Below are 23764 nucleotides of genomic sequence, written 5' to 3'. Positions count from 1 at the left end.
GGGCCCGAAGGATTCCTCCAGGCAATTTCCGGGCATCCATGGCCGGAAAGGGCAAATATTCTTAGAATTATAGTCTGATTACAGACGCTGTAGCCGCATGGCCATCATCACCTTGGGACTCAATCACAATACAGCGCCGGTTTCGGTGCGGGAACGCCTGGTCTTTCCGACCGAGCGGGTGATGGATGCCCTGCGCAAGCTCAGCCGCCTGCCCGGCATCGAGGAGGCGGCCATCCTCTCCACCTGTAACCGCACCGAACTCTACTGCGGCACGGCCCACGACACACGACGGGAACTGGTGGACTGGATCGCCCATGAACAGGGCCTGGAGCCGGCCGACTTCCAGTCCTACCTCTACACCCACACCGACAGCGCCACCATCCGCCACATGTTCCGGGTGGCCTCGGGGCTGGATTCGATGGTGCTCGGCGAGCCGCAGATTCTGGGACAGATGAAGACGGCCTACCAGGCTGCCAGCGATGCCGGGACACTCGGCAAGACGCTCGGCAAGCTGTTCCAGCACACCTTCGCCGCCGCCAAGAAGGTCCGCACCGACACCGCCATCGGCAACAGCCCCGTCTCGGTGGCCTTCGCCGCCGTCCGGCTGGCCAAGCGCATTTTCGAGGATCTGAGCAACCAGACGGCGATCCTGATCGGCGCCGGCGAAACCATCGAACTGACCGCGCGCCACCTCACGGAAAACCGGCTGGGCGAACTGATCATCGCCAACCGTACCTACGACCGCGCCCACAGCCTGGCCCAGCAATTCAACGGTTTCGCCATCTCGCTGGCCGAGCTGCCCCGCCACCTGGCACGCGCCGACATCATCGTCTCCTCCACCGCCAGCCAGCTGCCCATCCTCGGCAAGGGCAGCGTCGAAAGCGCCATCCGGGCACGCCGCCACAAGCCGATGTTCATGGTCGATCTCGCCGTGCCGCGCGATATCGAGCCCGAGGTCGAGCAACTGCGCGATGTCTACCTGTATACCGTCGACGACCTGCGCAACACGGTCGAGGAGAATCTCCGCTCGCGCCAGGAAGCCGCCAAGCAGGCGGAGGAAATCATCGACATCGAGGTGGTCCATTTCCTCGGCTGGCTGCGCGCCCAGGGCGCCACCCGTACCATACGGGACACGCGCGAACAGGCCGAACGACTCCGCGACCAGACCCTGGCGCAGGCGCAACGGCTGCTCAGGGCCGGTCACCCGCCCGAGGAAGCCTTGCAGCTGCTGGCCCACCGGCTGACCAACAAGCTGATGCATGCCCCCAGCGCCCAGCTCAGGCAGGCCGGCATCCACGAACGGCACGATCTCATCGCCGCCGCCCGCGAGCTCTTTCAACTCAAGGACAGTCACTGATTCGTGAAACCATCCATTCGCCAGAAGCTGGAGCAGCTCGACCAGCGCTTCGAGGAAATCACCGCCCTGCTCGCCGAGCCGGAGACCCAGAACGACCAGAACCGCTTCCGCACCCTCAGCCGCGAGTATGCCCAGCTCAACCCGCTGGTCAGCGCCTTCCGGCAATACCGGACGGCGCAGGACGAGCAGGATTATGCGCGCAGCCTTGCCGACGATCCGGACCCGGAGGTGCGCGCCATGGCCCGGGAGGAGTTCGCCGAGGCCGAGGCCCGGCTGACGCGGCTGGAGCAGCAACTCCAGATTCTCCTGCTGCCCCGCGACCCCAACGACGAGCGCAACATCTTCCTGGAAATCCGCGCCGGCACCGGTGGTGCGGAGGCCGCGCTGTTCGCCGGCGATCTGTACCGGATGTACCTCCGCCATGCCGAGCAGAAAGGCTGGAAATCCGAGGTCATCAGCGAAAGCGAGGGGGAACTGGGCGGCTACAAGGAAATCATCCTGCGCATCAGCGGCCAGGATGTCTACTCGCAGCTCAAGTTCGAAGCCGGCACCCACCGCGTGCAGCGGGTGCCGGAAACCGAGGCGCAGGGCCGCATCCATACCTCGGCCTGCACCGTCGCCGTGCTGCCGGAGGTCGAGGAAATCGAATTCGACATCAACCCGGCCGATCTCAAGATCGACACCTACCGCGCCTCCGGCGCCGGCGGCCAGCACGTCAACAAGACCGAGTCCGCCATCCGCATCACCCACCTTCCGACCGGCGTGGTGGTCGAGTGCCAGGACGAGCGATCCCAGCACAAGAATCGTGCCCGCGCCATGTCCCTGCTGCAATCGCGCATTCTCTCCGCCGAACAGGACAAGCAATCCGCCGAGATCGCCGCCTCGCGCAAGCTCCAGGTCGGCAGCGGCGACCGTTCCGAACGCATCCGCACCTACAACTTTCCGCAAGGACGGCTGACCGATCACCGCATCAACCTGACCCTGTATCGGCTCGAATCCATCATGGCAGGCGATCTCGACCCCGTTCTCGAGCCACTGATCCGCGAACACCAGGCCGAACTGCTGGCCCAGCTGTCCGAGGAATAGCCCGTGTCCGCCGCCAGCCCGGCGCCGGAAACCATGGGCGGCGCACTGCGCTGGGGATGCGCGGTGCTGGCCGCCCACTCGGCCAGCGCCGGCCTGGATGCCGAGGTGCTGCTGACACACGTGCTGGGCTGCGGGCGCACCACCCTGCGCGCCTGGCCGGAACGGCTTCTCGCGCCGGAAGCGGCGGAACGGTATCGGGCGCTGATCGAGAGCCGCCGCGAGGGCTGGCCTGTCGCCTACCTGACTGGTCTGCGGGAATTCTGGTCGCGGACGTTCCATGTCGCACCGGGCGTTCTGGTCCCACGACCGGAAACCGAGCTGCTGATCGAGCTGGCCCTGGCCGTCCTGCCGGCCGGGCAACCGGCCACCCTCCTCGATCTCGGCACCGGCAGCGGCATCATCGCCATCACCCTGGGGCTGGAGCGTCCCGACGACCGAATCGTGGCCATCGATACCAGTCCCGCCGCGCTGGCGATCGCGCGGACCAATGCGACCCGGCTGCGCGCAGGCAACGTGGCCTTCCGCGCAGGCCACTGGCTGGCGCCGCTGGCGCCGGACGAACGATTCGACCTGATCGTCAGCAACCCGCCCTACATCGCCGCGGACGACCCGCACCTGTCCCGGGGCGACCTGCGCCATGAGCCGCCCCTGGCGCTGGCGTCGGGCCCGGACGGGCTGGAGGCCCTGCGCATCATCGTCCGGGACGCGCCCTCGCACATGAAGCCGGGGGCCACGCTGCTGCTGGAACATGGCTACGATCAGGCCACCCCGCTGGCCGCGCTGCTGGTCCGGCATGGCTACCGCGACATCCGCACGCACCGCGACCTGCAGGGACATCCCCGCGCCACTCTGGCAAGATACGAGGGAACCCCCTCCATCCAGGCCCAAGCCATGCCCGAAACCGCGATTGCCCTGCCCCGCCCGCTGGTCAACCAGATCCTGCACCTGGCCCAGCTTTCGCCCGAATGTCCGATTGCCGGGCTGGTCGGCGCCAAGGGGACGAGCCCCCTGAGTTGTCACCCGGTCAATGCCACACCCCATGGTGCCTCGCCCTGGCAACCGGGCAACCTGGCGTCGGCATCGCGGTCGCTCGAGGCGGCCGGCGAGAACCTGTTCGCGATCCTCCGCTCCCGCCCGGATGGCCCGCCACTGCCCACGGCGGATGAATGCGCGGCGGATGTCTTTCCCGACGTGCTGCGGCTGATCGTGGGCCTCGACACCAAGGGCGTGCTGGAACTCCGCGGCTACCGGATCACCGGCCCCGGAGATTGGCGGGAAGTGGCGTTGCAGTTGCAGGAAACCTGAGCCAGGCGCGCGCCGGCAGCCCTCAGCCGTCGTCCGGCGGCGAGTCGGACACTTCGTCGTTGGCGGTATCCTCGCGCCGGAACCGGTCGTCGGTCACCTCGATGCGGAACCGCTGCCCGCCGTAACTCATCGCCGTCGCCATCAGGCCGTGCAACACCCCGCCCACCACGTTCAGGCGGGCGCCATCCGGTAACACGATGCGGGTCACCTGGTCGTCCTCGATTTCCACCGGCAGGCGATAGCTGCCATCCAGGATGGCGCCCCGCGTGTCATAGAGGCCGTAGCTGCCATCCATCGCCACCACGGTCGCCAGGTAGACGCCCACATCGGCCGCGGCCGGCAGAGCCAGCAACAGCCCGGCCAGTCCGGCGAGCAGGCGGCGGCGCGCCTGGTGGTGGTGACTCAGGTTCATGGTGTGTCTCCCAACGCTCGAGGGCCGCGATCCGGCCGGGTATCCAGGGTCATTCCGCACGGTAAATCCAGCCGCGCCGACGCAGCCACTTCTCGCACTCGACCACCACGAACACGATGGCCGAAAGCCCCAGGCAGAAGCCCAGTTCACCGGCGCTCAGCGCCTCGGTCCTGAAGATCGGCTGCAGGAATGGCACGTACAGTACCGCCATCTGCAAGGCCAGGGTCAGCAGCGTCGCGCCCAGCAGCGGCCCGTTGGAGAACGGCCCCTGGCGGAAAAAGGAGTCCCATTCCGACCGGATGGCCAGCACATGGCCCATCTGCGACAGCGTCAGCACGGTGAACACCATGCTCTGCCAGTGCGTGGAGCCGGTCTGGTAGGCCCAGCCCTGGGCAAACAGCGACACCCCGGCCATCAACAGCCCGATCCAGAGGATGTGCTGCCACATGCCGTGGGCGAAGATGCTTTCCCGGGGTGGTCGCGGCGGGCGCTGCATGATGCCGCGCTCCTCGGGCTCCACCGCCAGGGCGAGCCCTGGCAGGCCGTCGGTGACCAGGTTGATCCACAGGATATGGATCGGCAGCAACGGGATCGGCAGCCCCAGGAACGGCGCCAGGAACAGCGTCCAGATCTCCGCCGAATTGCTGGTCATGGTGTACTTGATGAACTTGCGGATATTGTCGAAGATCCGGCGCCCCTCGCGCACCGCCGCGACGATGGTGGCGAAATTGTCGTCCAGCAGCACCATGTGCGCGGCTTCCCTGGCCACATCCGTGCCGATCTTGCCCATGGCGATGCCGATGTTGGCCGACCGCAGCGCCGGCGCGTCGTTGACACCATCGCCGGTCATCGCCACGAATTCGCCCCGGCCCTGCAGCGCCTTGACGATCCGGATCTTCTGCTCGGGCGCGACGCGGGCATAGAGCCTCACCGTGGCCACCTGGGCCGCGAAGGTCTCCGGGCTCATGCTCGCCAGCTCGGCGCCGGTCAGCACCGGGCTGTCCGCGTCGGCCATGCCCAGCCGCATGGCGATGGCCCGCGCGGTGGCCGGATGATCGCCGGTGATCATGACCGGGGTAATGCCGGCCGTCCGGCACAGTCGCACGGCCTCGCGGGCCTCCGGACGGGGCGGGTCCAGCAGGCCGACCAGCCCCAGGAAACACAGCTCCGTCTCGATCGTGGACACGCTGAAGTCGGACGGCCGCTGGGCGAAATCACGGCAGGCCAGCGCCAGCACGCGCAGCCCTCCGGCGGCCATCCGCTCGGCCGCAGCCAGAATCGGTTCGATCGCCAGCGGCCGGGCGGCGCCCCCGCTCCACTCGCTCACGCACAACGGCAGCAAGGCTTCCGGGGCGCCCTTGATGTAGGCCACGAAACGTGTCCCGTGCACATGCAGGGTGGTCATCCGCTTGCGTTCGGAATCGAAGGGCAGTTCGTCCAGCCGTTCGCTCTGCGCCACGGCCGCCGGGCCATCGATGCCCGCCCACCGGGCGGCTTCATACAGCGCGATCTCGGTCGGATCGCCGACCAGCCGGCCATCCCCATCGGCACGCGCGTCATTGTTCAGTACCAGGGCCTGCAACAGCCGGGGGGAAACCGCGGGGTCCAGCCCCTTGCTCTGGCGCCCCTCGCAGAAGAAAGCCTCGACCTGCATGCGGTTGAGGGTCAGGGTACCGGTCTTGTCGGAACAGATGTAGGTGACCGAGCCCAGGGTTTCCACCGCCGGCAGGCGCCGGATCAGGGCCTGCTTCTGCACCATCCGGCGGGCCCCCAGGGCCAGGGAAACCGTCGCCACCGCCGGCAATGCCTCGGGAATGGCCGCCACCGCCAGGCTGATGGCGGTCAGCAGCATCAGCAGCGGCGGCTCGCCGCGCAGCAGCCCCACGCCGAAGATGATGGCGCAGATGGCCAGCACCAGCAGCGCCAGCCGCTTGCCGAAGCTGGCGAGACGGTTCTGCAGCGGTGTGCGGGCTTCCTTCTCGCGGTGCAGCAATTCCGCGATCCTGCCCAGCTCGGTATCCATGCCCGTGGCGATCACGACGCCCACCGCCCGGCCACACGTGGCGATGGTGCCCTTGTAGGCCATGTTGGTGCGGTCGCCCAGCGGCGACTCCAGCTCGCGGATCAGCACATCCATCTTTTCGACCGGGTGGGATTCCCCGGTCAGGGCCGCCTCCTCGACTTTCAGCCGGGCAACGTCCAGCAGCCGCAGATCGGCCGGCACGACATTGCCGGCCTCCAGCATCACCAGATCGCCGGGCACCAGTTCCTTGGCGGGCAGCGTCTGCCATTGGCCTTCCCGCCTTACCCGGGCCGAGGCACTGGCCAGGCGCTTGAGCGCGGCGACGGCGCGCTCGGCACGAAACTCCTGGACGAAGCCGATGATCGCGTTCAGCACCACGATGACGATGATGGCGATGGTGTCGGAGAATTCGCCGATCAGGCCGGACACGACACCGGCCAGCATCAGCACGATGATCATGAAGTCGGCGAACTGGCCGAGGAGCATTCGCAGCGGACCGCGGGGCTTGTGCTCGCGGATCTCGTTCGGGCCATGCTCGGCCAGCCGCGCCCGCGCCTCCGCGTGCCCGAGCCCCTGCCCGGGGTCGACCTTGAGCCAGGCGACGGTCTGCCAGGACTCCAGCAAGTGCCAGGGCGGCGCGACAACGGGTTTCGGTCGGTTCTTGTGACGGGCACTCATGAGCCTTGGAATGCGGCAGGAAGACAGCGACAGATCCGGCGACGCCAGGGCCAGGCCAGGCCGCCGCCCCGGCGTCGCCGGGCGGGGAGCAGTTTACGGCCGAATCGCCGCGACCGTGACGGCCCGATGGTCAGGATCGCCGTCGGTGCAGGGGACTCTTGCGCGGAAAGTGGGCCCGCAGGAACTCCATCTGGTCACTGAGGACCCGCCGCCCCTGGAGATAGACATATTCCGCGTGGGTCGGCGTGAACGGGATGGCCAGCAGCTGCATGCCGGCCTGTTCCGGCGTCCGCCCGGCCTTGTGGTTATTGCAGCGCTTGCAGGCGGTGACCACATTCGACCAGCAATCCCCGCCCCCCTGGCTGAGCGGCTTGACATGGTCGCGGGACAGGTCGGCATGGCGGAACGGGAAACCGCAATACAGACAAAGGTGGTCGTCGCGGCGAAAGAGGGCGGGATTGCTGAGCGGCGGCACATAGTCGGGACCGATGCCGCGCCCGCTCCGGTGGTGATGGTAGGTGGCGATGATGGAGTTGACCTCGATCAGGCTGCGCCGACCGCTCCTGGCGTTGACGCCCCCCCGCAGGGTGTACAGCGGGGTGCCACAGCTATAGGCCACCATGCCCAGGTGATACAGTTTCGCGGCATCCTGGTAGCCCAGCCATTCCAGCGGCATGCCCGAGGCATCGGTGCGCAACACCTGCAGCTGACAAATCTCCATCGTTCCTCCTCCGCTTTCGAGTGTGTCGGTTACAACATGAGTCTGAGCTAAGCGATTGAATGTTCGTTGAGTTATGCACAGTGTATAAAAATTGTCTGTCAACCAGAAATTTTGCCCACCCGCCAGATCCGCCAACCGGCACACCACCATAACTTGTTGATTTTGCTTGACAGGGAAAAATCGTCCAAACTTCGGTCAATTTGACCAACGCCAGCAAACACGCCCCTCGGGACCTCTCTTGCACCCGGCATCCACAACGTTATCCACAGAATGTGTGGAAACCCGCCATTATCCGATCCGAGGTCGAGGCCTGCGCCTGCGCCTGCGCCGCCAGCCCGAGCCGTGGTCATGCCCCTGATTTTGCAGGTAGCCATCCCCGCACCCCTGCACCGGTTGTTCGACTACCTGCCTCCGCCGGACGTGCCGGCGGAGCGCCTGAAGCCCGGCATACGCCTCGAACTGCCGTTCGGGCACAGCCGCAAGGTCGGCATGCTGGTGGGGCTCGCGGACAATCCGGAAACGTTGATCGACAAGCTGCGCCCGGCGCTGGCCGTGCTCGACGAAACCCCGTTGCTGAGCGACCGGGACCTGGGCCTGCTGGCCTGGGCCAGCCAGTACTATCACCATCCCATCGGCGAGGTGATCGCCACCGCGCTGGCAACCCTGCTGCGCAAGGGAGCGTCCGCCAGCCCACCCGTCTCCCGGCGACTCTGCCAGACCACGGTTGCACCGACGTTACCGCCCGGCCGGGCGCCCCGCCAGGCCGAGCTGCTGCGGCGGCTGCGCGACCAACCGAGCGGCTTGCCGGCCGAGGCGCTCGCCGATGCCGGCCTTGCCGCCACGGCCCGGGCGCTGGTGCGCAAGGGCCTGGCGACATGGCGGGAAACGACACCCGAGCCCTTCGCGCCCACCGCCAGCGAGATGCCTCATCCCAGTCCGGCACTCACCCTGAATGCCCACCAAGCCGCCGCCGTCGACGCCGTCCGGGCAGCGTTGGACGGCTACCGGGCCTTCCTCCTCGAGGGCGTCACCGGCAGCGGCAAGACCGAGGTCTACCTACGCCTGACGGAGGCCGTGCTGGCACACGGCCGGCAGGTCATGATCCTGCTGCCGGAGATCAATCTGACGCCACAGCTGGAGGCCCGCTTCCGGGCCCGGTTTGCGGTCCCCATCGCCCGCTTTCACTCAGCGCTGCCCGATGGCGAGCGGCACCGGGCCTGGCTGTCGCTGCAACGCGGGGAAACCGCCATACTGCTTGGTACCCGGTCGGCGGTGTTCACCCCGGCGCGGAACCTTGGCCTGATCGTTCTGGACGAGGAACATGACAGCGCCTTCAAGCAGCAGGAAGGATTCCGCTTTTCGGCGCGCGATGTCGCGGTCAAGCGCGCCAGCGAGACCCGGATCCCCATTGTCCTGGGGTCCGCCACGCCATCGCTGGAGAGCCTGCTGAACGCGGCCCAGGGTCGCTATGCGCATCTGCAGCTCCCCTACCGCGCTGGCGATGCCGCGATGGCACGCTTTCAGGTGCTCGACATTCGCGCCCAGCCGCTGCAGGAAGGCCTGTCCGCTGGCCTCATGGCCCGGATGGCCAAAACCCTCGCGCGCGGCGAGCAGACGCTGCTGTTCGTCAACCGGCGCGGCTTTGCCCCGACCCTGATCTGCCACGATTGCGGCTGGGTCGCGCCCTGCCGGCATTGCGACGCGCGCCTGGTGATACATGCCCGGGAAAGCCGCCTGCGCTGCCATCACTGCGGCTACGAGCGCCCGCTGCCGGCGCGCTGTCCCGACTGCGCCGGCAGCGATCTGCGGCCGCTGGGTCTGGGCACCGAACGGATCGAGGCAGCCCTGGCCGAACGTTTCCCGGGCGCCCGCATTGCCCGTATCGACCGGGACAGCACGCGCCGCCGGGGCGCCCTGGAAAAAATGCTGCAGGCCATCCACAACGGTGACGTCGACATGCTCATCGGCACGCAGATGCTGGCCAAGGGCCATCATTTTCCCGGAGTAACCCTGGTCGGCATCCTCGACGTCGATGCCGGTCTCTACAGCACGGACTTCCGGGCCGGCGAGCGCACCGCCCAGCTGATCCTGCAGGTCGCCGGCCGGGCGGGGCGGGAAAGCAGGCCCGGCACGGTCATCCTGCAGACCCGCCATCCCGCTCACCCCCTGCTGCTGGCACTGGTGCAGGAGGGCTACCCGGCCTTCGCACGCGCCTGCCTCGCCGAGCGTCAAGCGGCCGGACTGCCGCCCTACGCCTACCAAGCCCTGTGGCGGGCAGATGCCCGGGACAGCACGCTGGCCCGGCAGTTCCTGGAAGCCATCGCGGCACGGGCACGCGAGCAAACCGGCCAGGTGCTACAGACGTTGGGCCCCGCACCCGCCCCCCTGGCGCGGCGCGGCAATCGCCATCGATGGCAGCTGCTGTTGCAGGCCGAACAGCGGCGAACGCTGCACGGCCTGCTGGATTGCCTGGTGGCCGAGGCTCCCGGGCTGGCATCGGCTCGCGGCGTACGCTGGTCGGTCGATGTCGACCCGATCGACCTCGCCTGATCCTGGCCGATGGAGCCGCGTGGCAAGACCGCGTTGCCGCCGGGGTTCACGTAACATGAAGCCCACGAACAACGCCCGGGTGCCCGGGACCAGACGCGCCACATCACGACTCCGAGAGGTTTTCCATGTTTCCCTTGCGTGACGAGAATCCCACCCTGCGCACCCCGATCGCCGTCATCAGCATCATCGGCTTCAACCTGGCGGCATGGGGACTGGTTCAGGGCTTCGGCAGCGCGGCACCGTTGGCGCATTCGCTCTGCGGCTGGGGCCTGATTCCCGGCGAACTGCTGCATCTTGCCGCACCGGGCAGCCTGATTCCGCTGGGCGAGGGACTGGCCTGCCGGCTCGAAGCAGGAGGCGGATCGGCCTTGACCCTGGTAACCCACATGTTTCTGCACGGGGGCTGGTTCCACCTCATCGGCAACCTGTGGTTTCTCTGGGTGTTCGGCGACAACGTCGAGGACGCCATGGGGCCGGTCCGGTTCTGGGGTTTCTATCTCCTCTGCGGGCTGGCCGCGGCCCTGGCGCAGATGCTTTCGAATCCCGCCGCTGCCATCCCCATGGTGGGCGCCTCCGGCGCGATCGGCGGCGTCATGGGCGGCTATGCCCGGCTCTATCCCCATGCCCGCATCATCACCTTCGTCTTCCTGGGCTTTTACGCCACGACCATCGTGGTACCCGCCATCTTCATGCTCGGCTACTGGTTCGTCATCCAGCTGGCCTCGGGCATTCCGGCATTGCAGGAAGCCGGTGGGGGTGTTGCCTTTTGGGCCCATGCGGGCGGTTTCGTCGCTGGCCTCCTGCTGGTCAGGCCCATGGCCCGCGAGGATCTGTTGCTCGATCACCTGCTTCATGGCCGCCCGCCTTCACGTCCGTGGTGACCGTCGGCCAAGACTGGAGCCCCTGTGACAATTCTGAAACAATGTGTTCCGGTCTCTGGACCACGTGACACCCGCGTCCCTCCAGGCCGGTACCGCTCGCCGCCAGCGACCTCGCAGAACAACAAACCGATTCGGTCAAGAATATTGAGGAGAACCCCATGAGCGAAGAAACCGAGATCACCGCCGAAGTCCCGGCCGAGGACGAAACCATTGTCGAGGAGACTCCGCCCGCGGAACCGGAACCGGCGGCCGGCAAGCAGGACAAGGGTCGCAAGCCGGAACCGGTGATAGCCGAGGCCGCCTCGCTGCGCGAGCAGCTGGGCGGCGACGAAGCCATCCAGAATGCCGTCGACATCCTGACGGACAAGCTGATGAGCGACCCGCGCATCAACTACTTCCTGTTCGGGGTCAGCCGGGCGGACCAGGGGGCGAAGCACAAGTCATTCCTGACCGTGGCCCTGCGGGGAGACGATGAGGCAGGGGAAGCCCCCGATCTCCGCGAGGCATTCGCCCAATTCTTCGACAAGGGGCTGCGGGACCGGCATTTCGACGTGATCCTGGACCATTTGCGCGATACCTTCCGGCAGATGGAGGTCGCCGACGAGCTTTCCGAAGCCGCGCTCAACGCCTCGCGCAATATTCGCGAGGCGCTCTTCGGCCGCTGAGGGGGGCGTCGCTGTCGGGCCAGGGAAGGCCCGCGCCGCGCGGGGAGCCGAACAACAAAAAACCGCCCGAGGGCGGTTGCGGATCGCGGCAGGCCAGGATCCCCGAAAACTCGGGTTTGCTGTCAGCCACTGAATTGGCGTCCCCTAGGGGGTTCGAACCCCTGTTGCCGCCGTGAGAGGGCGGAGTCCTGGACCGCTAGACGAAGGGGACAGTCAGGAATAAGCGCAGATTTTAACGCGAGCCGCGATTACCGGCAAGCCGTCAGCGAGCTACCGCGCGGTGAAACGGCGCCGACCTCAGCCCCTGACCTTGTCGATGATGGCTGCAGCGATGTCGCGGGTTCCGCAGGTGGAGCCCGGCTTGATGTCCGGCGTCACCGACTTGCCCTCGCGGATGACGTCGCGAACGGCCTGCTCGATGCGGCGCGCAGCGGCGAGTTCGCCGAGGTGTTCGAGCATCATGGCGCCGGCGAGAATCATGGCCGTGGGATTGGCAATGCCCTTGTCGGCAATGTCGGGCGCGCTGCCATGAACGGCCTCGAAGATGGCGGCGTCGGTGCCAATGTTGGCGCCGGCGGTCAGCCCAAGCCCGCCGATCAGGCCCGCCGCCAAATCGGAGAGGATGTCGCCGAACAGGTTGGTGGTAACGATGACGTCGAAACTCTCGGGTTTCATGACCAACTGCATGCAGCAGGCGTCGACGATACGGTCGTCGAAGGCGATGTCCGGATATTCCTTGGCGATCTCGCGCCCGATTTCCAGGAACAGACCGGAGGTACACTTGAGAATGTTGGCCTTGTGCACCAGGGTGACCCGCTTGCGCTGGGCCTTGCGGGCGTAGTCGAAGGCATAGCGGATGATGCGCTCACAGCCCTTGCGGGTGACGACAGCGACACTCTCGGCGGCGATCTTCTCGCCATCGACCTGGATGAAATGCTCGATGCCGGCGTAGAGCCCTTCGGTATTCTCGCGCACGGTCATCAGGTTGACGTCCCTGAAAATGGTGTCGGTTCCCTCGAAGGATACGGCCGGACGCACATTGGCGTAGAGGTTGAAGGCCTGGCGCAGGGTGACATTGACGCTGCGATAACCGCCGCCGACCGGGGTGGTCAGCGGTCCCTTCAGGCACAGCCGGTTGGCGCGAATGGATGCCAGCGTTTCCTCGGGCAGCGGATTACCCAGCTGTTCGACGGCAGCCATGCCCGCCAGCTGGCGGTCCCAGTCGATCGACACGCCGGTGGCGTCGATGACCTGCACCGCCGCCTCGACGATCGCAGGGCCAATGCCGTCGCCAGGGATCAGGGTAATTCGGTGCATGCGAGACTCCGGTTATCGTGGTGAAAGTGGATGATCCATTATCCACCAGGGTCGCGCCCGAGTTAAGGCATGGACCGGTGGACAAGCTGTTCGCCGCAGGGAGAGAACGGCATGCCATGCGCGCGATGGACATCGCCGGTACCGCCCCAGGCGATATTCTGATAAATTTACTGGGTTTTTATCTTTGCGGAGAGTCTGTCAATGGATGTCATTGAGCGTATCGAGTCGCAGCTGGCCGGGAACCCTGTCCTGCTCTACATGAAGGGAACCCCGGCCTTCCCGCAGTGCGGTTTTTCCGGCCGCGCCGTGCAGATCCTGCAACATTGCGGGGCGCACTTCACCCACGTCAACATCTTCGAGGATCCCGAACTGCGGGACGCCCTGAAGACCTATTCCAACTGGCCCACCTACCCCCAGCTCTACATCAAGGGCGAACTGGTCGGCGGCTGCGACATCATCATGGATCTGTTCCAGCAGGGTGAACTCCAGAAGATGCTGCAGGACGCGACCGCTGGCTCGACGGACGACTAGCCAGACCAGTTCTCCGCCGGTTGCCGTCGCCGTTCAGGGAGATTCGCGAATCGTCAGCGATTGCAGGTACTGCCAGCGGTTTACGATGCCGCAGAACAGCCTTGCGGTCTGCTCGGCATCGTAAACCGCGGAATGGGCCTCGTCGTTGTCCCAGTCCATGCCGGCAGCCTGCACGGCCTTGGCCAGCACCGTCTGACCATAGGCCAGGCCGCTGAGGGTGGCGGTATCGAACGTGCCAAACGGATGAAAGGGATTCTTCTTGACGCCAGCCCGCTCGACGGCTGCGTTCAGGAAGGCGATGTCGAAGGCCGGATTGTGGCCCACCAGGATGGCGCGTGTGCAACCGTTCTCGCGCACGGCCACGCGGATGGGTTGAAAAATCTCCTGCAACGCATCCCTTTCATCCACCGCCAGCCGAAACGGGTGGAACGGGTCGATCTTGTTGAAGCTGAGGGCGGAAGCCTCCAGCTTGGCGCCCGGAAAGGGTTTCACATGACGGGCATGGGTGCTGGCCAGCGTCAGCTGGCCCTGGTCATCCATCCGGGTGATGACGGCGGCTATCTCCAGGACAGCGTTCTGCCTGGGATTGAAGCCGGATGTCTCGATGTCGACGACGACGGGCAGATAGCCCCGAAACCGTCGAGCCATGAGGGGCTTTTCATGTTGCTGCATGGGCTGAGTACAATTTATGCTCGACTGTCCAAGCGAAGCTTATTATATTGCCCCAATTTGCCAACTCAGGCGGGTCGTCTCTTCGGGTATGCCGGAAAGCCATGACCTCAATCGCGCGAATGTCCTGTCGGGTCCCATCATGATTAGACGTCCTCCGTACACATCGCCTTCCCTGGCATCCCTGCTGGCCCTGTCGTTGCTGGCAGGCTGCTCGTCGAACGCCACCAAGAAGGACGAACGCGACCCACTGGAAAACTGGAACCGCGGCGTGCAGAACTTCAACGACAAGCTTGATGACTACGTCATGAAGCCGGTCGCCACCGGTTACAAGAAAGTCACGCCATCGGTCGTCGACCAGGGCGTCACCAACTTCTACAACAATGTCGAGGACATCACCGTCATCGGCAACGACCTGTTGCAGTTCAAGCTGCTGCAAACGGGCAAGGATATCGGCCGCTTCTTCGTGAACTCCACGGTCGGCCTCGCCGGCTTCGTCGATGTCGCCAGCAAGATGAACCTGGCCAAGCACAACGAGGATTTCGACCAGACCCTGGCCGTCTGGGGCATTCCTTCGGGCCCCTACATGGTGTTGCCGCTGCTGGGACCGAGCACACCGCGCGGTCTTTTCGGTATCGCGGGTGACACCGCTGCCAATCCGATCAACTGGATCACGCCGATGGCGGGGTACAGCATGTCCGGCTGGCACTTCACGGACTGGATCGTCCTGGGATCCGGCGCACTGCGCCTGACCGACCAGCGCGCAGACCTGCTGAGCGCGTCCAAGATCATGGACGAGGCATCGGTGGACCGCTACGAGTTCATCCGCAACGCCTACTTCCAGCAGCGCAATTTCGTCATCCACGATGGCCACCCGCCGCTGGACGAGGAACTGGAACGGCAGATGGACCTGGATCTCGAAGGCCTGGACAATGACAGCCCGGCGCCAGCCAAGGATGCCGGCAATCCCCCGCCGCAGACCATCCGCCACTGACACCGGACATCGCGGGCCGGCCCGGCGCCAGCCTGGCGGACCGCGCCGCCGAGCGCCTCCCCGCCGTGTATCAACGGCTGGCCACCACCAGCGGCACCGTCATTTCCAGGGCGCTGACGCCGCCGTGAACCCCCTGCAGGGCCAGCGGTCGCTCGGTCGGCAACCTGTCCAGAATCACGTAGTTCTCCTTCATCACCAGGGTATAGTCGCCCACCCGTTCGGCCAGCCGGGGGTGAGGAGCACCCGGGCCGAACCAGCCCTGCGCGATCAGGGTCTCGCTGGCCTGGCACTCCAGCACATCGGCAAGATAACGTCCGAGGTAGCGCTCGAAAGCCCTGACGCGCCCGGGCCTGACGTAGGCATAGGCGAGCCGCGGCTCGCCGCAGAGCGGCAGCACCAGGCAATCCTGCAGCTCGGCGTGCTCCTCCAGCCTTACGGTACGGGCGGGCGTCGCCTCGACGAAGCCATGGTCCGCCGACACGATCAGCAATGTGTCGCCACGGCGGGCAAGAGCCGCCAGAGCATCGGCCCAGCAAGCATCCCACTGGCGGAAATGCGTCAACGCCTCGGTGCCGAACGGCCCCGAGACGTGGGCAATATGATCCAGCTCCGACCAGTATCCATAGACGAAACGTCGGCCTTGCGGACGGGAAAGGCTGTCGACCAGACCTTGGAAAAATTCGGCCATCGAGGCATACCCCGTGACGGCCGCCGGCCGGCAATGGCCACGATTGAAATCGGAATGCGCGATCAGGGCCGGTGACAGCACCTGGCTCGGGACCGGCAGCCGCTCGAAGACCGGCCGGTGACCGAAGAAACGGTCGACCGCGATGCCGGCCTGCCCCAGCGGGACGCCACCAAAGCGGGGCCTGCCCGGCAACACCGCGAGCACGGCACCCAGCTCGCGAAAGTACATGTGCCAGCCCGTCAGACCGTGCTGCTGCGGCGCCAGCCCGGTCAGGAAGGTCGTCACCGCGGCAGCGGTGGTGGAGGGGAATACCGAGGTCAGCGTACCGCGCCGACTGGTGGCCAGATACGAATCGGCGGCCAGATGCGTCAGCAAGGCATCGCCCAGACCGTCGACAACGATCAGAGCAACCTGGCGATAGTCGCGGACTTCCTCCGGCGGCAACAGCGCCAGCGGCTCATGACCGGTAGCATCGCCTCCCAGGCCCAGCACCAGCGAACTCATCAGATTGACGATGCTGCCGCCCGCGTAGTCGGGCCGCAACGCTCTGAAATCCTGCCGCCAGCCGGCGCTCCCGGGCCCGGATGGCGCGACAAACCCGTTCATGTTCAGATGCTTTGGCACGATGTTAGAATGCTGGCAGATTATCATTCCAAGCCAGACCGGCGCCCAATCTCCCCATGTCCGCCAATCCTCCCGCCACCCACAGCACCGCCGCGGTCGAGCTGAAGTCCGGCTCCATCACCCTGCCGATCCTCAAGGTCCATACCAGCGACCTGGCCGAGGTGGACCTGCAGCTCGCCCAGAAGCTGGGCAAGGCGCCGGAATTCTTTCGCCACGCCCCCATCATCGTCGACCTCGGCGATCTGTCCGCCAGCCAGAAACTGGAGCTGGATTTCATCGCCCTGCTGGGCATGCTCCAGGAACACGCCCTGGTGCCGGTCGGCATGCGCGGCGGCACAGCGGACCAGCAGAAGGCGGCGCAGGCGGAAAAGATCGCCGTGCTCGCCGAAGTGCGCGCCGAGCCAGCGCCTGCCGCCGAGGCGAAAGCGCCGGAGCGCCGCCGCGTACCGCCACCGCCCCGGCCCGCAGCTGCCAGCACCAAGGTCATCGACCAGCCGGTACGCTCGGGTCAGCGGGTCTATGCCAGCGGCGGCGACCTCATCGTGCTGGCACAGGTCAGCCCGGGCGCCGAGATCATGGCCGACGGCAACATTCACGTCTACGGGCCACTCAAGGGCCGGGCCCTGGCCGGCGTGCAGGGCAATCTCGAGGCCCGCATCTTCTGCTCCGACCTGCAGGCCCAGCTGGTCGCCATCGGCGGCCATTACCGCACCAGCGAGAACGAGGAAGACGCCCTCCGGGGCAAGCTGGTGCAGATCTACCTCCAGGACGACGCCCTGGTCATCGCACCACTCTGAATCACTGCTACCACCATCGGGAGACTTTTCGTGGCAAGAATCATCGTCGTGACCTCCGGCAAAGGCGGAGTCGGCAAAACCACCACCAGCGCGGCGGTCGCCATGGGCCTGGCGCTGCGCGGTCACCGCACAGCGGTGGTCGATTTCGATATCGGCCTGCGCAACCTCGACCTGATCATGGGCTGCGAGCGGCGAGTGGTCTACGACTTCGTCAATGTCATCAACAATGAAGCCAGCCTGAACCAGGCCCTGATCAAGGACAAACGCTGCGAGAACCTGTTCATCCTGCCGGCCTCCCAGACCCGCGACAAGGATGCCCTGACGCAGGAAGGCGTCGAGCGCGTGCTGAACGAACTGTCGGAGAATTTTGACTATATCGTCTGTGACTCGCCGGCCGGCATCGAACGCGGTGCGCATCTTGCTATGTATTTTGCCGACGACGCCATCGTGGTGACCAACCCGGAGGTTTCCTCGGTGCGCGACTCCGACCGCATGCTGGGACTCCTGGCCAGCAAGTCGCGGCGGGCGGAGGCCAACCAGGAGCCGATCCGCGAGTACCTGCTGCTGACCCGCTATTCGCCGCAACGCGTCAAGCTCGGCGAGATGCTGAGCGTCGACGATGTCCAGGAAATCCTGTCCCTGCATCTTCTTGGCGTGATCCCGGAATCCAAGGCGGTGCTGAACGCCTCCAACTCCGGCGTGCCGGTGGTAATGGACGAGAAAAGCGATGCCGGTCAGGCCTATCAGGATGTCGTCGGCCGCTATCTCGGCGAGAATATTGCGCACCGCTTCATCGAGGCGGAGAAGAAAGGCCTGTTCGGCCGCCTGTTCGGGGGTAAGGCATGAACCTGATGGATTATTTCCGGTCCTCGCGACCGAAGTCCGCCTCGGTCGCCAAGGAGCGACTACAGATCCTGGTCGCCCACGAACGCCGGGCGGAACGCAACCAGCCCGCCTATCTCGCCGATCTGCAAAGGGAATTGCTGGACGTCATCCGCAAGTATGTCCATGTTGAACAGAACGCCATCACGGTCAACATGGAACAGGACGAGAACCGCGAGGTCCTCGAGCTCAACATTGTGCTGCCGGAGGAGACACCTCCCCGGCGGCGTTCCGCCCTGTGAACGCGGGGACGTAAAGCCCACGGATACCGTCACAACCTCACCGGAGAACCCGCATCATGAGCGACGCATTCAACGAAGCCCTGGGAGCCGCTGCCGGCAAGGTCTGGACCGCACTGCAGGCAACACCGAACGCCAGCGCCACCAAACTGATCGAGGCAACAGGGCTGGAGCGCCATGAAATCCAGCGCGCCATCGGCTGGCTGGCCCGGGAAGGCAAGATCCGCGTCGAGCTGAAAGGCAAGAACGAGTTTTTCAGCCTGCGCGAATCATAAACCCGCCGTCGCCCCGGTTCAGCCAAGTACGGGCATTACCGGCCGGGAGATGCCAGCCATCGCCAGGCCGGCCAGGCATCTCCCGCGTTGCCCCGCTTGCTCAGGGGCGCAAGGCTATCGAATCCGGCAGCATGCCGGCGCAAGCCGCGATGCCAGACCTCATTCGCTCCGATCGACAGTGCGCGTATTGATCCCCAGCAGCGAATAGGCCGGGCAGGTGTTAAGGAGACCGGTCAGCAGCGGCACGATGCCGATATAGCCCCAGACGCCTATGATGCCGCTCAGCGCCAGGGCCAGCAGCCCAAGACCGGCGCCGATCCGCAGATACTTGTCCGTCTTCCCGACATTCTGTGGCAGATTCATGATGACACCCCTCGATAGGATTGGTTAGGACAAGGGTCCGCGCCGAGCATGCCGGATCGTGCCGCACACGATCGGCGGGGCACTGGACCATGTCAAACCAGAGACGGACATGTCAAGCACTTTCTGAACGGGAAGCCTGACGATGGCGGCGGGCGCCCCATCGTCACGCCCATGACGAGCCGGGCGCAGCGCCGCTGGCGGGCCGCCCGCCCCAGGCATCAATGATGGCCGGATTGCGGGGCGGCTGGCGCGGCCGTCACCGGCGCCGTCTTCTCGATCAGGGTGCGGTCGTCGATCTTCAGCAGGGTTATGCCCTGATCCAGCATGTAGCGGCACTCCACCCGCTTCGCGGAGCCAACGCTGTTCCAGACCAGGCTGACATAGGTCATGCTGTCGCTCTGGGATTCGGACGGCGTGTAGGGATGGGTACCGATTTCCTTGCGCGCCGCCTCCGAGCATTTGTCCAGCGCAAGGCTGTTCAGCATGCCGGACGTTTGCAGGAATGCCCCCTGAATCTTCTCCTGCTGGGTTTCCCGCGTGGTGCCCACGATCACGAAGCCCACGATCATCAGGATGGCAAAACCGATCATGCCCTTGACGAGATTTGATTCCACAATGGCCTCACATGGAAGATGGTTAACTGGCAGCGCGGACTATAACAAAATGGCCGGATGCCGTTGCTTGACCGGAGTCAGAACCTTAAGGCATCGGCAAGGTTCGCCGCCGCGGCATCGCGCCGCCCCAGGGGCTCCAGGTCAAAGCGGGTTTCGATCAGCTTCAGTATCGCGGTCGCGTCGTAGATCGTGTGGTCGATGCGCCCGCCGCGCGTGAACGGCGAAATCAGCAGCGCGGGAACACGGCTGCCCGGTCCAAAGCGGTCGCCCACCGGCGGCGGCACATGATCCCAGAAGCCGCCGTGCTCGTCATAGGTAACGATGACCAGCATGTGCGGCCATTGCGGGCTCTTCTCCAGCATGGCCAGTATCCCGGCCGTTTTCTGCTCGCCGGCGAAGACATCCGCATCCCCGGGATGCTCGTTGTAGCGTCCCAGGGGCTTGTAGAACGCCACTGCCGGCAAGCGGCCCCGGCGGATGGCCCCCAGAAAGTCCCGCTCGTCCTTCAGATGCCGGGCACGATCCGGTGTGCCATCGGCGTAGCGCCTGAAATAGGCATAGGGCTGGTGGTGATACTGGAAGCTCGGGTCCGCGCGGCCGGCCAAGGCGTCGTCCCAGCCGCCCGCATACCAGGCCCAGGTCACACCCTTGTCCGACAGCCGATCGCCGATGGTGGGCTGAACCTGGGGCGGCAATACCTTGCCGGGAGTGTCGGCCTTGGGACTGCGCGGGCTGAAGGGCGGATAGAGGGTGTTGACCGCATAGCCATCGGGCGTATAGGCGCCATCCCTGAGCAGCTTTCCCTGGGCGTCGAGCACGGCGGTATTGTCTTGCGGCGGTTGCGGATGCCTCGGGGTACAGGCGCAGGTCAGCCACAGGTGGTTGAGGAACGAACCACCGAACGCCGCCGCGAAAAAGCGGTCCGCCAAGATATAGCGCCTGGCCCAATCCCACAGCGGCAGCCGCCGGCCATCGTAATATCCCATCACCAGCGCGCCGACATTGGATTCGGCGACGAAACGATCCATCCGGCCGCCGTTGATCTGCGCCTGATGCTGGTAGAAGCGGTGCGTGGGATCGCCGATCCGCTCCGTCGGCGGCGCATATCGATCGATCCCGAAGGGCCGGTTCGGCAAGCGCTCGGGAAAGCGTGGATCAGGCGTCGGGGGCTGCGTCCAGGTACTCATGACGCGCGGCAGGACGGCAAACGGCCGGCCCTGCCGGTCGGTCTGAAGCGTGCTTTCCCTGGCGGCACCGGCCAGACCATCGGCGTCCGGGAACAGCCCGTAGAGATTGTCGAAACTGTGGTTCTCGAGGTAGATCACCACGATGTTTTCCAGCCTGGAAAGCCGGCCCGGGGCGGCAGGATCGGCAAGGGAGGTTACGGCATGGCCCGCGCCAAGCAGGCCGGCAAGCAGGATCAAGGCATTTCGATACATGGGACGGTCATGGAGGATAAGCCGGCACTGCCGCAGAAGCACTCCGTCAGGGACAGGCTAGGAAGCGCTCAAGTTTCACCGGACCCGAGGCTATCGCCCGACCGACGCCCCGTCGACCGGGGGAATCAAGCCGGCTCAACGGGTCAGTGCGGTTTACCCGCGTCCCTCGCGCAAATCCTGGGATCGGACCGCCGCACGCCATCCAGGTAGCGGGCGATGCGGTGGGCAACCAGGCGGCGCTCCTCGTCCGGCCAGGCGCGGTTGAGGGCGGGCATGCTGGTGCCCGGACGGAAGCGGGACGGCTCGAGCATCCAGCGCACCAGTTCGGCATCGGGCCAACGGCAAAGACTGACGGACAGGTCCTCGTGAAACTTCTCGCCGCCGAAGCCGCGCAGGTGGTGACAGGTGAGACAGTTCGTCACCGTGTCCTTCAGGCCCAGCGCCGTCTCCAGATCGGCATGCGGCAACCGCAACGCGGCATCGTCGCCTGGCTGGCGCAAACGGATGTGGGTGACCTGATACGGCCAGCCGGACGAACCGTCATGCTGCAGTGCCGGCACCCGGAGGTTATCCCAGACCAGATAGTAAGGCGCCAGCGGCACCCTTTCGCGCTGCTCCCAGTTATCCAGTTCGAAGGGGGCTCCATCGGCGCGGGCGTAGGTCAGGTAGGCCGGCTGGCGGGCCAGCTTCTCGGCGGGGATGGCCGAGGCATAGCCATCCTCGGCCAGAAACACCACCTCGGTTCCCGGCCGCTGCCAGGATTCGCCGAACCACCGCGTCAACGCCTCCCGCATCGGTACGCCGACATAGGCGATGCGGACAGGCCGCTCCAGCGTGGTCGCATGCGGCTCGATGACCTCCACCGTCTGGCTCCTCAGGCTGGCGTCCTTCGCCAGGGAGATCGGAGACGGCAGTTGCAGCGCCACGGCGCGACCGGCCAGCGACAGCAAGACCAGCGATACCATCAGGCACCACGGCCGGAGCATGGCATGGCCCCGTCGGCATGTAGCAATGTTTCGCATGCGGATCACCCCATCGCTTAATTCTGGCACATCTTACCCCCGGACACCGCCGACTTCTCCCGCGAGAGCGCGCGGGAATCCGGCAGCCATCGCCTCAGCGGCGGGTATAGCGGTGCTTGACGCCGACCGGAAAGTATTCGGGATCGCCGAAGGCGCGCAGCGTGACCCGGGGAAGCTGGCGTTCGGCCGGCGCGTAGTGGCGGAATTCGCTGTTGAGGCGGAGCAGCTGGGCGCGGATGCTCTCGGCCAGGCAGGCGGCCCGCTCGGCATCGCCGGTCAGACCCGGACGGAGTTCGGCGGTGACGCTCAGATGCTTGTCGCCATCCGTATCCTCCCGCACCTCCAGCACGAACTTGCCGGTCAGCCAGTCCATGACCTCGGGCTGTTCCAGGCCCACCGTGACATTCTCCGGGTAGATGTTGGCGCCGTAGAAGGACACGGTAAAGTCGGCGCGGCCGAAGACATACACTACGGGCAGCGGCCGGACCGGCGCGCTCCCATCCAGGACCTCGCCCATCCAGCGCGCGGCGCCCCGCTCGCGCAGGAACGCCTGCATGTCGTCGAAGCCGATCACGCCGCCTTTGTCGGCGATATGATAGCGGACCAGTGGCACGCCGCTGTCGCCGGAAACGACCAGGGTATCCTCGTGGACCTCGAAATAGCGGCTGGCGGGATCGTACTGCACCAGGGTCGGCAGACGCGACTCCCCGAACAGCTCGCGGGCAGCATCCGGGTGCTCGGCCAGGTAGCGGCGGGCGGCGATGGTCCAGGGCGTCTCGTTGCCCAGCACGCCGCCATCCGCCGTGCCGTAGAGCGAGGCCGTGTCGCGGCAGGGCGAGGTCGAACCGGCCCGCCGCACCAGTTCGGCCCGCCATTCCTCGCTGAAGACCTCCCCGGCGAACACCATGCGCACGTTGTGACGCGACCAGTCGATACCCTCGGCCAGTCCGGCGTCGATGACATCCTTGACGAAGGGCGGGTAGCCCAGCAGCACGGTCTGCTCGAATTCCGGCGCCAGCGTACGGACGACGCGGAAGATTTCGTCCTTGTTGTTGCCCGGCGTCGCGACCATCAGCGGATAGCCCTTGTGCGACAGATGCCAGCAGCAGGAGGCGGTGAACAGCCCACCCACCCAGTTGCCCAGTGCGAAGCAGACCACGGCCAACGTACGCCGCTCATGGGCACGGAAGCTGTCGCGGAACACCTGCTCGAAGCGCACGGCAATATCCAGCTCGTGCCGCAGGCCGCGCGGCCAGAAGGTCGGCTGACCGGTGGAGCCGGAGGACACCGCCACCCGGTCGGAAGCGGCCAGGGTGCCGCCCGGGCAGCGCCGGGGCAGCGGCCAGGCCTGCATGTAGCCGGGCTTGGTCATCAGCGGCAGGCGGCCGAAATCCGCCAGCGTGCGAATGGTTTCCGGCACAATGCCGTGGCTGGCCAGCAGCTCGCGGTAGGCCGGCACGGTCACGGCGGCATGGCGGAACAGGCCCAGCACCCGCCCGGCGACGGCGGCAGGGTCCGGGCAGATCAGGGCATCCAGGTCGCTGTCGAGGAAATGCCGCCATGCGGCCTGGGTGGCGCTCCGTTCGGCATCGGGTTTCATGCGCATTCCTCCGGGGTAAGCAGCTGGCCCGC

The 23764-nt window shown here is 66.0% G+C and carries 23 protein-coding genes and 1 tRNA gene; 12 read left to right on the top strand and 12 right to left on the bottom strand.

Features of this window, described 5'->3' with window-relative positions; genetic code table 11:
• Positions 1 to 97: 97 nt before the first annotated feature.
• From hemA to prmC, 3 genes are read left to right on the top strand one after another with little or no spacing between them, the layout of a single operon-like run.
• A complete protein-coding gene (gene hemA / locus ACYQ1H_RS08660; RefSeq protein ID WP_460027645.1) occupies positions 98 to 1357 on the top strand; it encodes a glutamyl-tRNA reductase in 1260 nt (419 codons plus the stop codon).
• A 3-nt stretch (positions 1358 to 1360) separates the two neighbouring features.
• Entirely contained in the window at positions 1361 to 2443 is a 1083-nt protein-coding gene (gene prfA, locus ACYQ1H_RS08655) for a peptide chain release factor 1 (RefSeq protein ID WP_460027644.1), read from the top strand.
• A gap of 3 nt (positions 2444 to 2446) precedes the next feature.
• The gene (gene prmC / locus ACYQ1H_RS08650) at positions 2447 to 3748 is read left to right on the top strand and encodes a peptide chain release factor N(5)-glutamine methyltransferase (protein ID WP_460027643.1); all 1302 of its coding nucleotides are present in this window, start codon (positions 2447 to 2449) and stop codon (positions 3746 to 3748) included.
• A 22-nt stretch (positions 3749 to 3770) separates the two neighbouring features.
• On the opposite strand, the gene ACYQ1H_RS08645 is transcribed toward prmC, so the two are convergent.
• The 3 genes from ACYQ1H_RS08645 to ACYQ1H_RS08635 all read right to left on the bottom strand — a co-directional run bounded on the left by ACYQ1H_RS08645 (position 3771) and on the right by ACYQ1H_RS08635 (position 7582).
• Positions 3771 to 4160, bottom strand: coding sequence for a hypothetical protein (locus tag ACYQ1H_RS08645; RefSeq protein WP_460027642.1), 390 nt, complete (start codon positions 4158 to 4160; stop codon positions 3771 to 3773).
• Between the two features lie 49 nt (positions 4161 to 4209).
• Positions 4210 to 6861: a cation-translocating P-type ATPase gene (locus ACYQ1H_RS08640; RefSeq protein WP_460027641.1), complete on the bottom strand. Its 2652-nt coding sequence runs from the start codon at positions 6859 to 6861 to the stop codon at positions 4210 to 4212.
• 130 nt (positions 6862 to 6991) lie between these two features.
• Positions 6992 to 7582, bottom strand: a complete 591-nt coding sequence (locus tag ACYQ1H_RS08635; protein ID WP_460027640.1) for an HNH endonuclease — start codon at positions 7580 to 7582, stop codon at positions 6992 to 6994.
• A 348-nt stretch (positions 7583 to 7930) separates the two neighbouring features.
• On the opposite strand from ACYQ1H_RS08635, the gene ACYQ1H_RS08630 reads away from it, so the two are divergent.
• The 3 genes from ACYQ1H_RS08630 (at position 7931) to ACYQ1H_RS08620 (ending at position 11678) form a co-directional block, all read left to right on the top strand.
• Positions 7931 to 10132 carry a primosomal protein N' gene (locus ACYQ1H_RS08630; RefSeq protein WP_460027639.1) on the top strand — a complete coding sequence of 734 codons (2202 nt, stop codon included), beginning with the start codon at positions 7931 to 7933 and terminating at the stop codon, positions 10130 to 10132.
• Positions 10133 to 10257: 125 nt separating this feature from the next.
• Positions 10258 to 11013 (top strand): rhomboid family intramembrane serine protease, encoded by a 756-nt coding sequence (locus ACYQ1H_RS08625; RefSeq protein WP_460027638.1) that lies wholly within the window; start codon positions 10258 to 10260, stop codon positions 11011 to 11013.
• 158 nt (positions 11014 to 11171) lie between these two features.
• Positions 11172 to 11678, top strand: a complete 507-nt coding sequence (locus tag ACYQ1H_RS08620) for a globin domain-containing protein (protein ID WP_460027637.1) — start codon at positions 11172 to 11174, stop codon at positions 11676 to 11678.
• A gap of 135 nt (positions 11679 to 11813) precedes the next feature.
• Here the strand turns inward: ACYQ1H_RS08620 and ACYQ1H_RS08615 are convergent.
• Together ACYQ1H_RS08615 and ACYQ1H_RS08610 are read right to left on the bottom strand one after the other, a co-directional pair.
• A tRNA-Glu gene (locus tag ACYQ1H_RS08615) sits at positions 11814 to 11889 on the bottom strand.
• 86 nt (positions 11890 to 11975) lie between these two features.
• Entirely contained in the window at positions 11976 to 12995 is a 1020-nt protein-coding gene (locus ACYQ1H_RS08610; RefSeq protein ID WP_460027636.1) for an isocitrate/isopropylmalate dehydrogenase family protein, read from the bottom strand.
• 201 nt (positions 12996 to 13196) lie between these two features.
• Between ACYQ1H_RS08610 and grxD the strand changes: the two genes are divergently transcribed.
• Positions 13197 to 13526 carry a Grx4 family monothiol glutaredoxin gene (grxD, locus tag ACYQ1H_RS08605; RefSeq protein ID WP_460027635.1) on the top strand — a complete coding sequence of 110 codons (330 nt, stop codon included), beginning with the start codon at positions 13197 to 13199 and terminating at the stop codon, positions 13524 to 13526.
• Between the two features lie 33 nt (positions 13527 to 13559).
• Here grxD and rnt read toward each other — a convergent pair whose 3' ends face one another.
• Positions 13560 to 14174 (bottom strand): ribonuclease T, encoded by a 615-nt coding sequence (gene rnt / locus ACYQ1H_RS08600; RefSeq protein WP_460027634.1) that lies wholly within the window; start codon positions 14172 to 14174, stop codon positions 13560 to 13562.
• A 163-nt stretch (positions 14175 to 14337) separates the two neighbouring features.
• Between rnt and ACYQ1H_RS08595 the strand changes: the two genes are divergently transcribed.
• Positions 14338 to 15189 carry an MlaA family lipoprotein gene (locus tag ACYQ1H_RS08595; RefSeq protein ID WP_460027633.1) on the top strand — a complete coding sequence of 284 codons (852 nt, stop codon included), beginning with the start codon at positions 14338 to 14340 and terminating at the stop codon, positions 15187 to 15189.
• A 70-nt stretch (positions 15190 to 15259) separates the two neighbouring features.
• Here the strand turns inward: ACYQ1H_RS08595 and ACYQ1H_RS08590 are convergent, their stop codons facing one another.
• Entirely contained in the window at positions 15260 to 16501 is a 1242-nt protein-coding gene (locus ACYQ1H_RS08590; RefSeq protein ID WP_460027632.1) for an alkaline phosphatase family protein, read from the bottom strand.
• Positions 16502 to 16557: 56 nt separating this feature from the next.
• Between ACYQ1H_RS08590 and minC the strand changes: the two genes are divergently transcribed.
• From minC to ACYQ1H_RS08570, 4 genes are read left to right on the top strand one after another with little or no spacing between them, the layout of a single operon-like run.
• Positions 16558 to 17298, top strand: a complete 741-nt coding sequence (minC, locus tag ACYQ1H_RS08585; protein WP_460027631.1) for a septum site-determining protein MinC — start codon at positions 16558 to 16560, stop codon at positions 17296 to 17298.
• 30 nt (positions 17299 to 17328) lie between these two features.
• Positions 17329 to 18144 carry a septum site-determining protein MinD gene (gene minD, locus ACYQ1H_RS08580; protein WP_460027630.1) on the top strand — a complete coding sequence of 272 codons (816 nt, stop codon included), beginning with the start codon at positions 17329 to 17331 and terminating at the stop codon, positions 18142 to 18144.
• A complete protein-coding gene (gene minE / locus ACYQ1H_RS08575) occupies positions 18141 to 18422 on the top strand; it encodes a cell division topological specificity factor MinE (protein WP_460027629.1) in 282 nt (93 codons plus the stop codon). Before minD ends, minE begins: the two co-directional genes overlap by 4 nt.
• Positions 18423 to 18478: 56 nt before the next feature.
• Positions 18479 to 18694 (top strand): winged helix-turn-helix domain-containing protein, encoded by a 216-nt coding sequence (locus ACYQ1H_RS08570; protein WP_460027628.1) that lies wholly within the window; start codon positions 18479 to 18481, stop codon positions 18692 to 18694.
• Positions 18695 to 18853: 159 nt separating this feature from the next.
• Here ACYQ1H_RS08570 and ACYQ1H_RS08565 read toward each other — a convergent pair whose 3' ends face one another.
• From ACYQ1H_RS08565 to ACYQ1H_RS08545, 5 genes are all read right to left on the bottom strand, one after another.
• Positions 18854 to 19057 carry a YgaP family membrane protein gene (locus ACYQ1H_RS08565; RefSeq protein ID WP_460027627.1) on the bottom strand — a complete coding sequence of 68 codons (204 nt, stop codon included), beginning with the start codon at positions 19055 to 19057 and terminating at the stop codon, positions 18854 to 18856.
• A 218-nt stretch (positions 19058 to 19275) separates the two neighbouring features.
• Entirely contained in the window at positions 19276 to 19671 is a 396-nt protein-coding gene (locus tag ACYQ1H_RS08560; protein ID WP_460027626.1) for a hypothetical protein, read from the bottom strand.
• Between the two features lie 77 nt (positions 19672 to 19748).
• Positions 19749 to 21110 (bottom strand): alkaline phosphatase family protein, encoded by a 1362-nt coding sequence (locus tag ACYQ1H_RS08555; RefSeq protein ID WP_460027625.1) that lies wholly within the window; start codon positions 21108 to 21110, stop codon positions 19749 to 19751.
• A gap of 143 nt (positions 21111 to 21253) precedes the next feature.
• Positions 21254 to 22096, bottom strand: a complete 843-nt coding sequence (locus ACYQ1H_RS08550) for a cytochrome c family protein (protein ID WP_460027624.1) — start codon at positions 22094 to 22096, stop codon at positions 21254 to 21256.
• Between the two features lie 130 nt (positions 22097 to 22226).
• Positions 22227 to 23732, bottom strand: coding sequence for a phenylacetate--CoA ligase family protein (locus tag ACYQ1H_RS08545; RefSeq protein WP_460027623.1), 1506 nt, complete (start codon positions 23730 to 23732; stop codon positions 22227 to 22229).
• Between the last annotated feature and the right edge of the window lie 32 nt (positions 23733 to 23764).

The organism is Methyloparacoccus murrellii, assembly GCF_054657115.1.
This window is presented reverse-complemented; position numbering and strand designations above follow the sequence as displayed.

Coding starts and splice junctions, on each gene's coding strand:
- hemA (WP_460027645.1), top strand. CDS start 98: ATGGCCATCATCACCTTGGGACTCAATCACAATACAGCGCCGGTTTCG.
- ACYQ1H_RS08645 (WP_460027642.1), bottom strand. CDS start 4,160: ATGAACCTGAGTCACCACCACCAGGCGCGCCGCCGCCTGCTCGCCGGA.
- ACYQ1H_RS08640 (WP_460027641.1), bottom strand. CDS start 6,861: ATGAGTGCCCGTCACAAGAACCGACCGAAACCCGTTGTCGCGCCGCCC.
- ACYQ1H_RS08635 (WP_460027640.1), bottom strand. CDS start 7,582: ATGGAGATTTGTCAGCTGCAGGTGTTGCGCACCGATGCCTCGGGCATG.
- ACYQ1H_RS08630 (WP_460027639.1), top strand. CDS start 7,931: ATGCCCCTGATTTTGCAGGTAGCCATCCCCGCACCCCTGCACCGGTTG.
- ACYQ1H_RS08625 (WP_460027638.1), top strand. CDS start 10,258: ATGTTTCCCTTGCGTGACGAGAATCCCACCCTGCGCACCCCGATCGCC.
- ACYQ1H_RS08620 (WP_460027637.1), top strand. CDS start 11,172: ATGAGCGAAGAAACCGAGATCACCGCCGAAGTCCCGGCCGAGGACGAA.
- ACYQ1H_RS08610 (WP_460027636.1), bottom strand. CDS start 12,995: ATGCACCGAATTACCCTGATCCCTGGCGACGGCATTGGCCCTGCGATC.
- grxD (WP_460027635.1), top strand. CDS start 13,197: ATGGATGTCATTGAGCGTATCGAGTCGCAGCTGGCCGGGAACCCTGTC.
- rnt (WP_460027634.1), bottom strand. CDS start 14,174: ATGGCTCGACGGTTTCGGGGCTATCTGCCCGTCGTCGTCGACATCGAG.
- ACYQ1H_RS08595 (WP_460027633.1), top strand. CDS start 14,338: ATGATTAGACGTCCTCCGTACACATCGCCTTCCCTGGCATCCCTGCTG.
- minC (WP_460027631.1), top strand. CDS start 16,558: ATGTCCGCCAATCCTCCCGCCACCCACAGCACCGCCGCGGTCGAGCTG.
- minE (WP_460027629.1), top strand. CDS start 18,141: ATGAACCTGATGGATTATTTCCGGTCCTCGCGACCGAAGTCCGCCTCG.
- ACYQ1H_RS08570 (WP_460027628.1), top strand. CDS start 18,479: ATGAGCGACGCATTCAACGAAGCCCTGGGAGCCGCTGCCGGCAAGGTC.
- ACYQ1H_RS08565 (WP_460027627.1), bottom strand. CDS start 19,057: ATGAATCTGCCACAGAATGTCGGGAAGACGGACAAGTATCTGCGGATC.
- ACYQ1H_RS08555 (WP_460027625.1), bottom strand. CDS start 21,110: ATGTATCGAAATGCCTTGATCCTGCTTGCCGGCCTGCTTGGCGCGGGC.
- ACYQ1H_RS08550 (WP_460027624.1), bottom strand. CDS start 22,096: ATGCTCCGGCCGTGGTGCCTGATGGTATCGCTGGTCTTGCTGTCGCTG.
- ACYQ1H_RS08545 (WP_460027623.1), bottom strand. CDS start 23,732: ATGAAACCCGATGCCGAACGGAGCGCCACCCAGGCCGCATGGCGGCAT.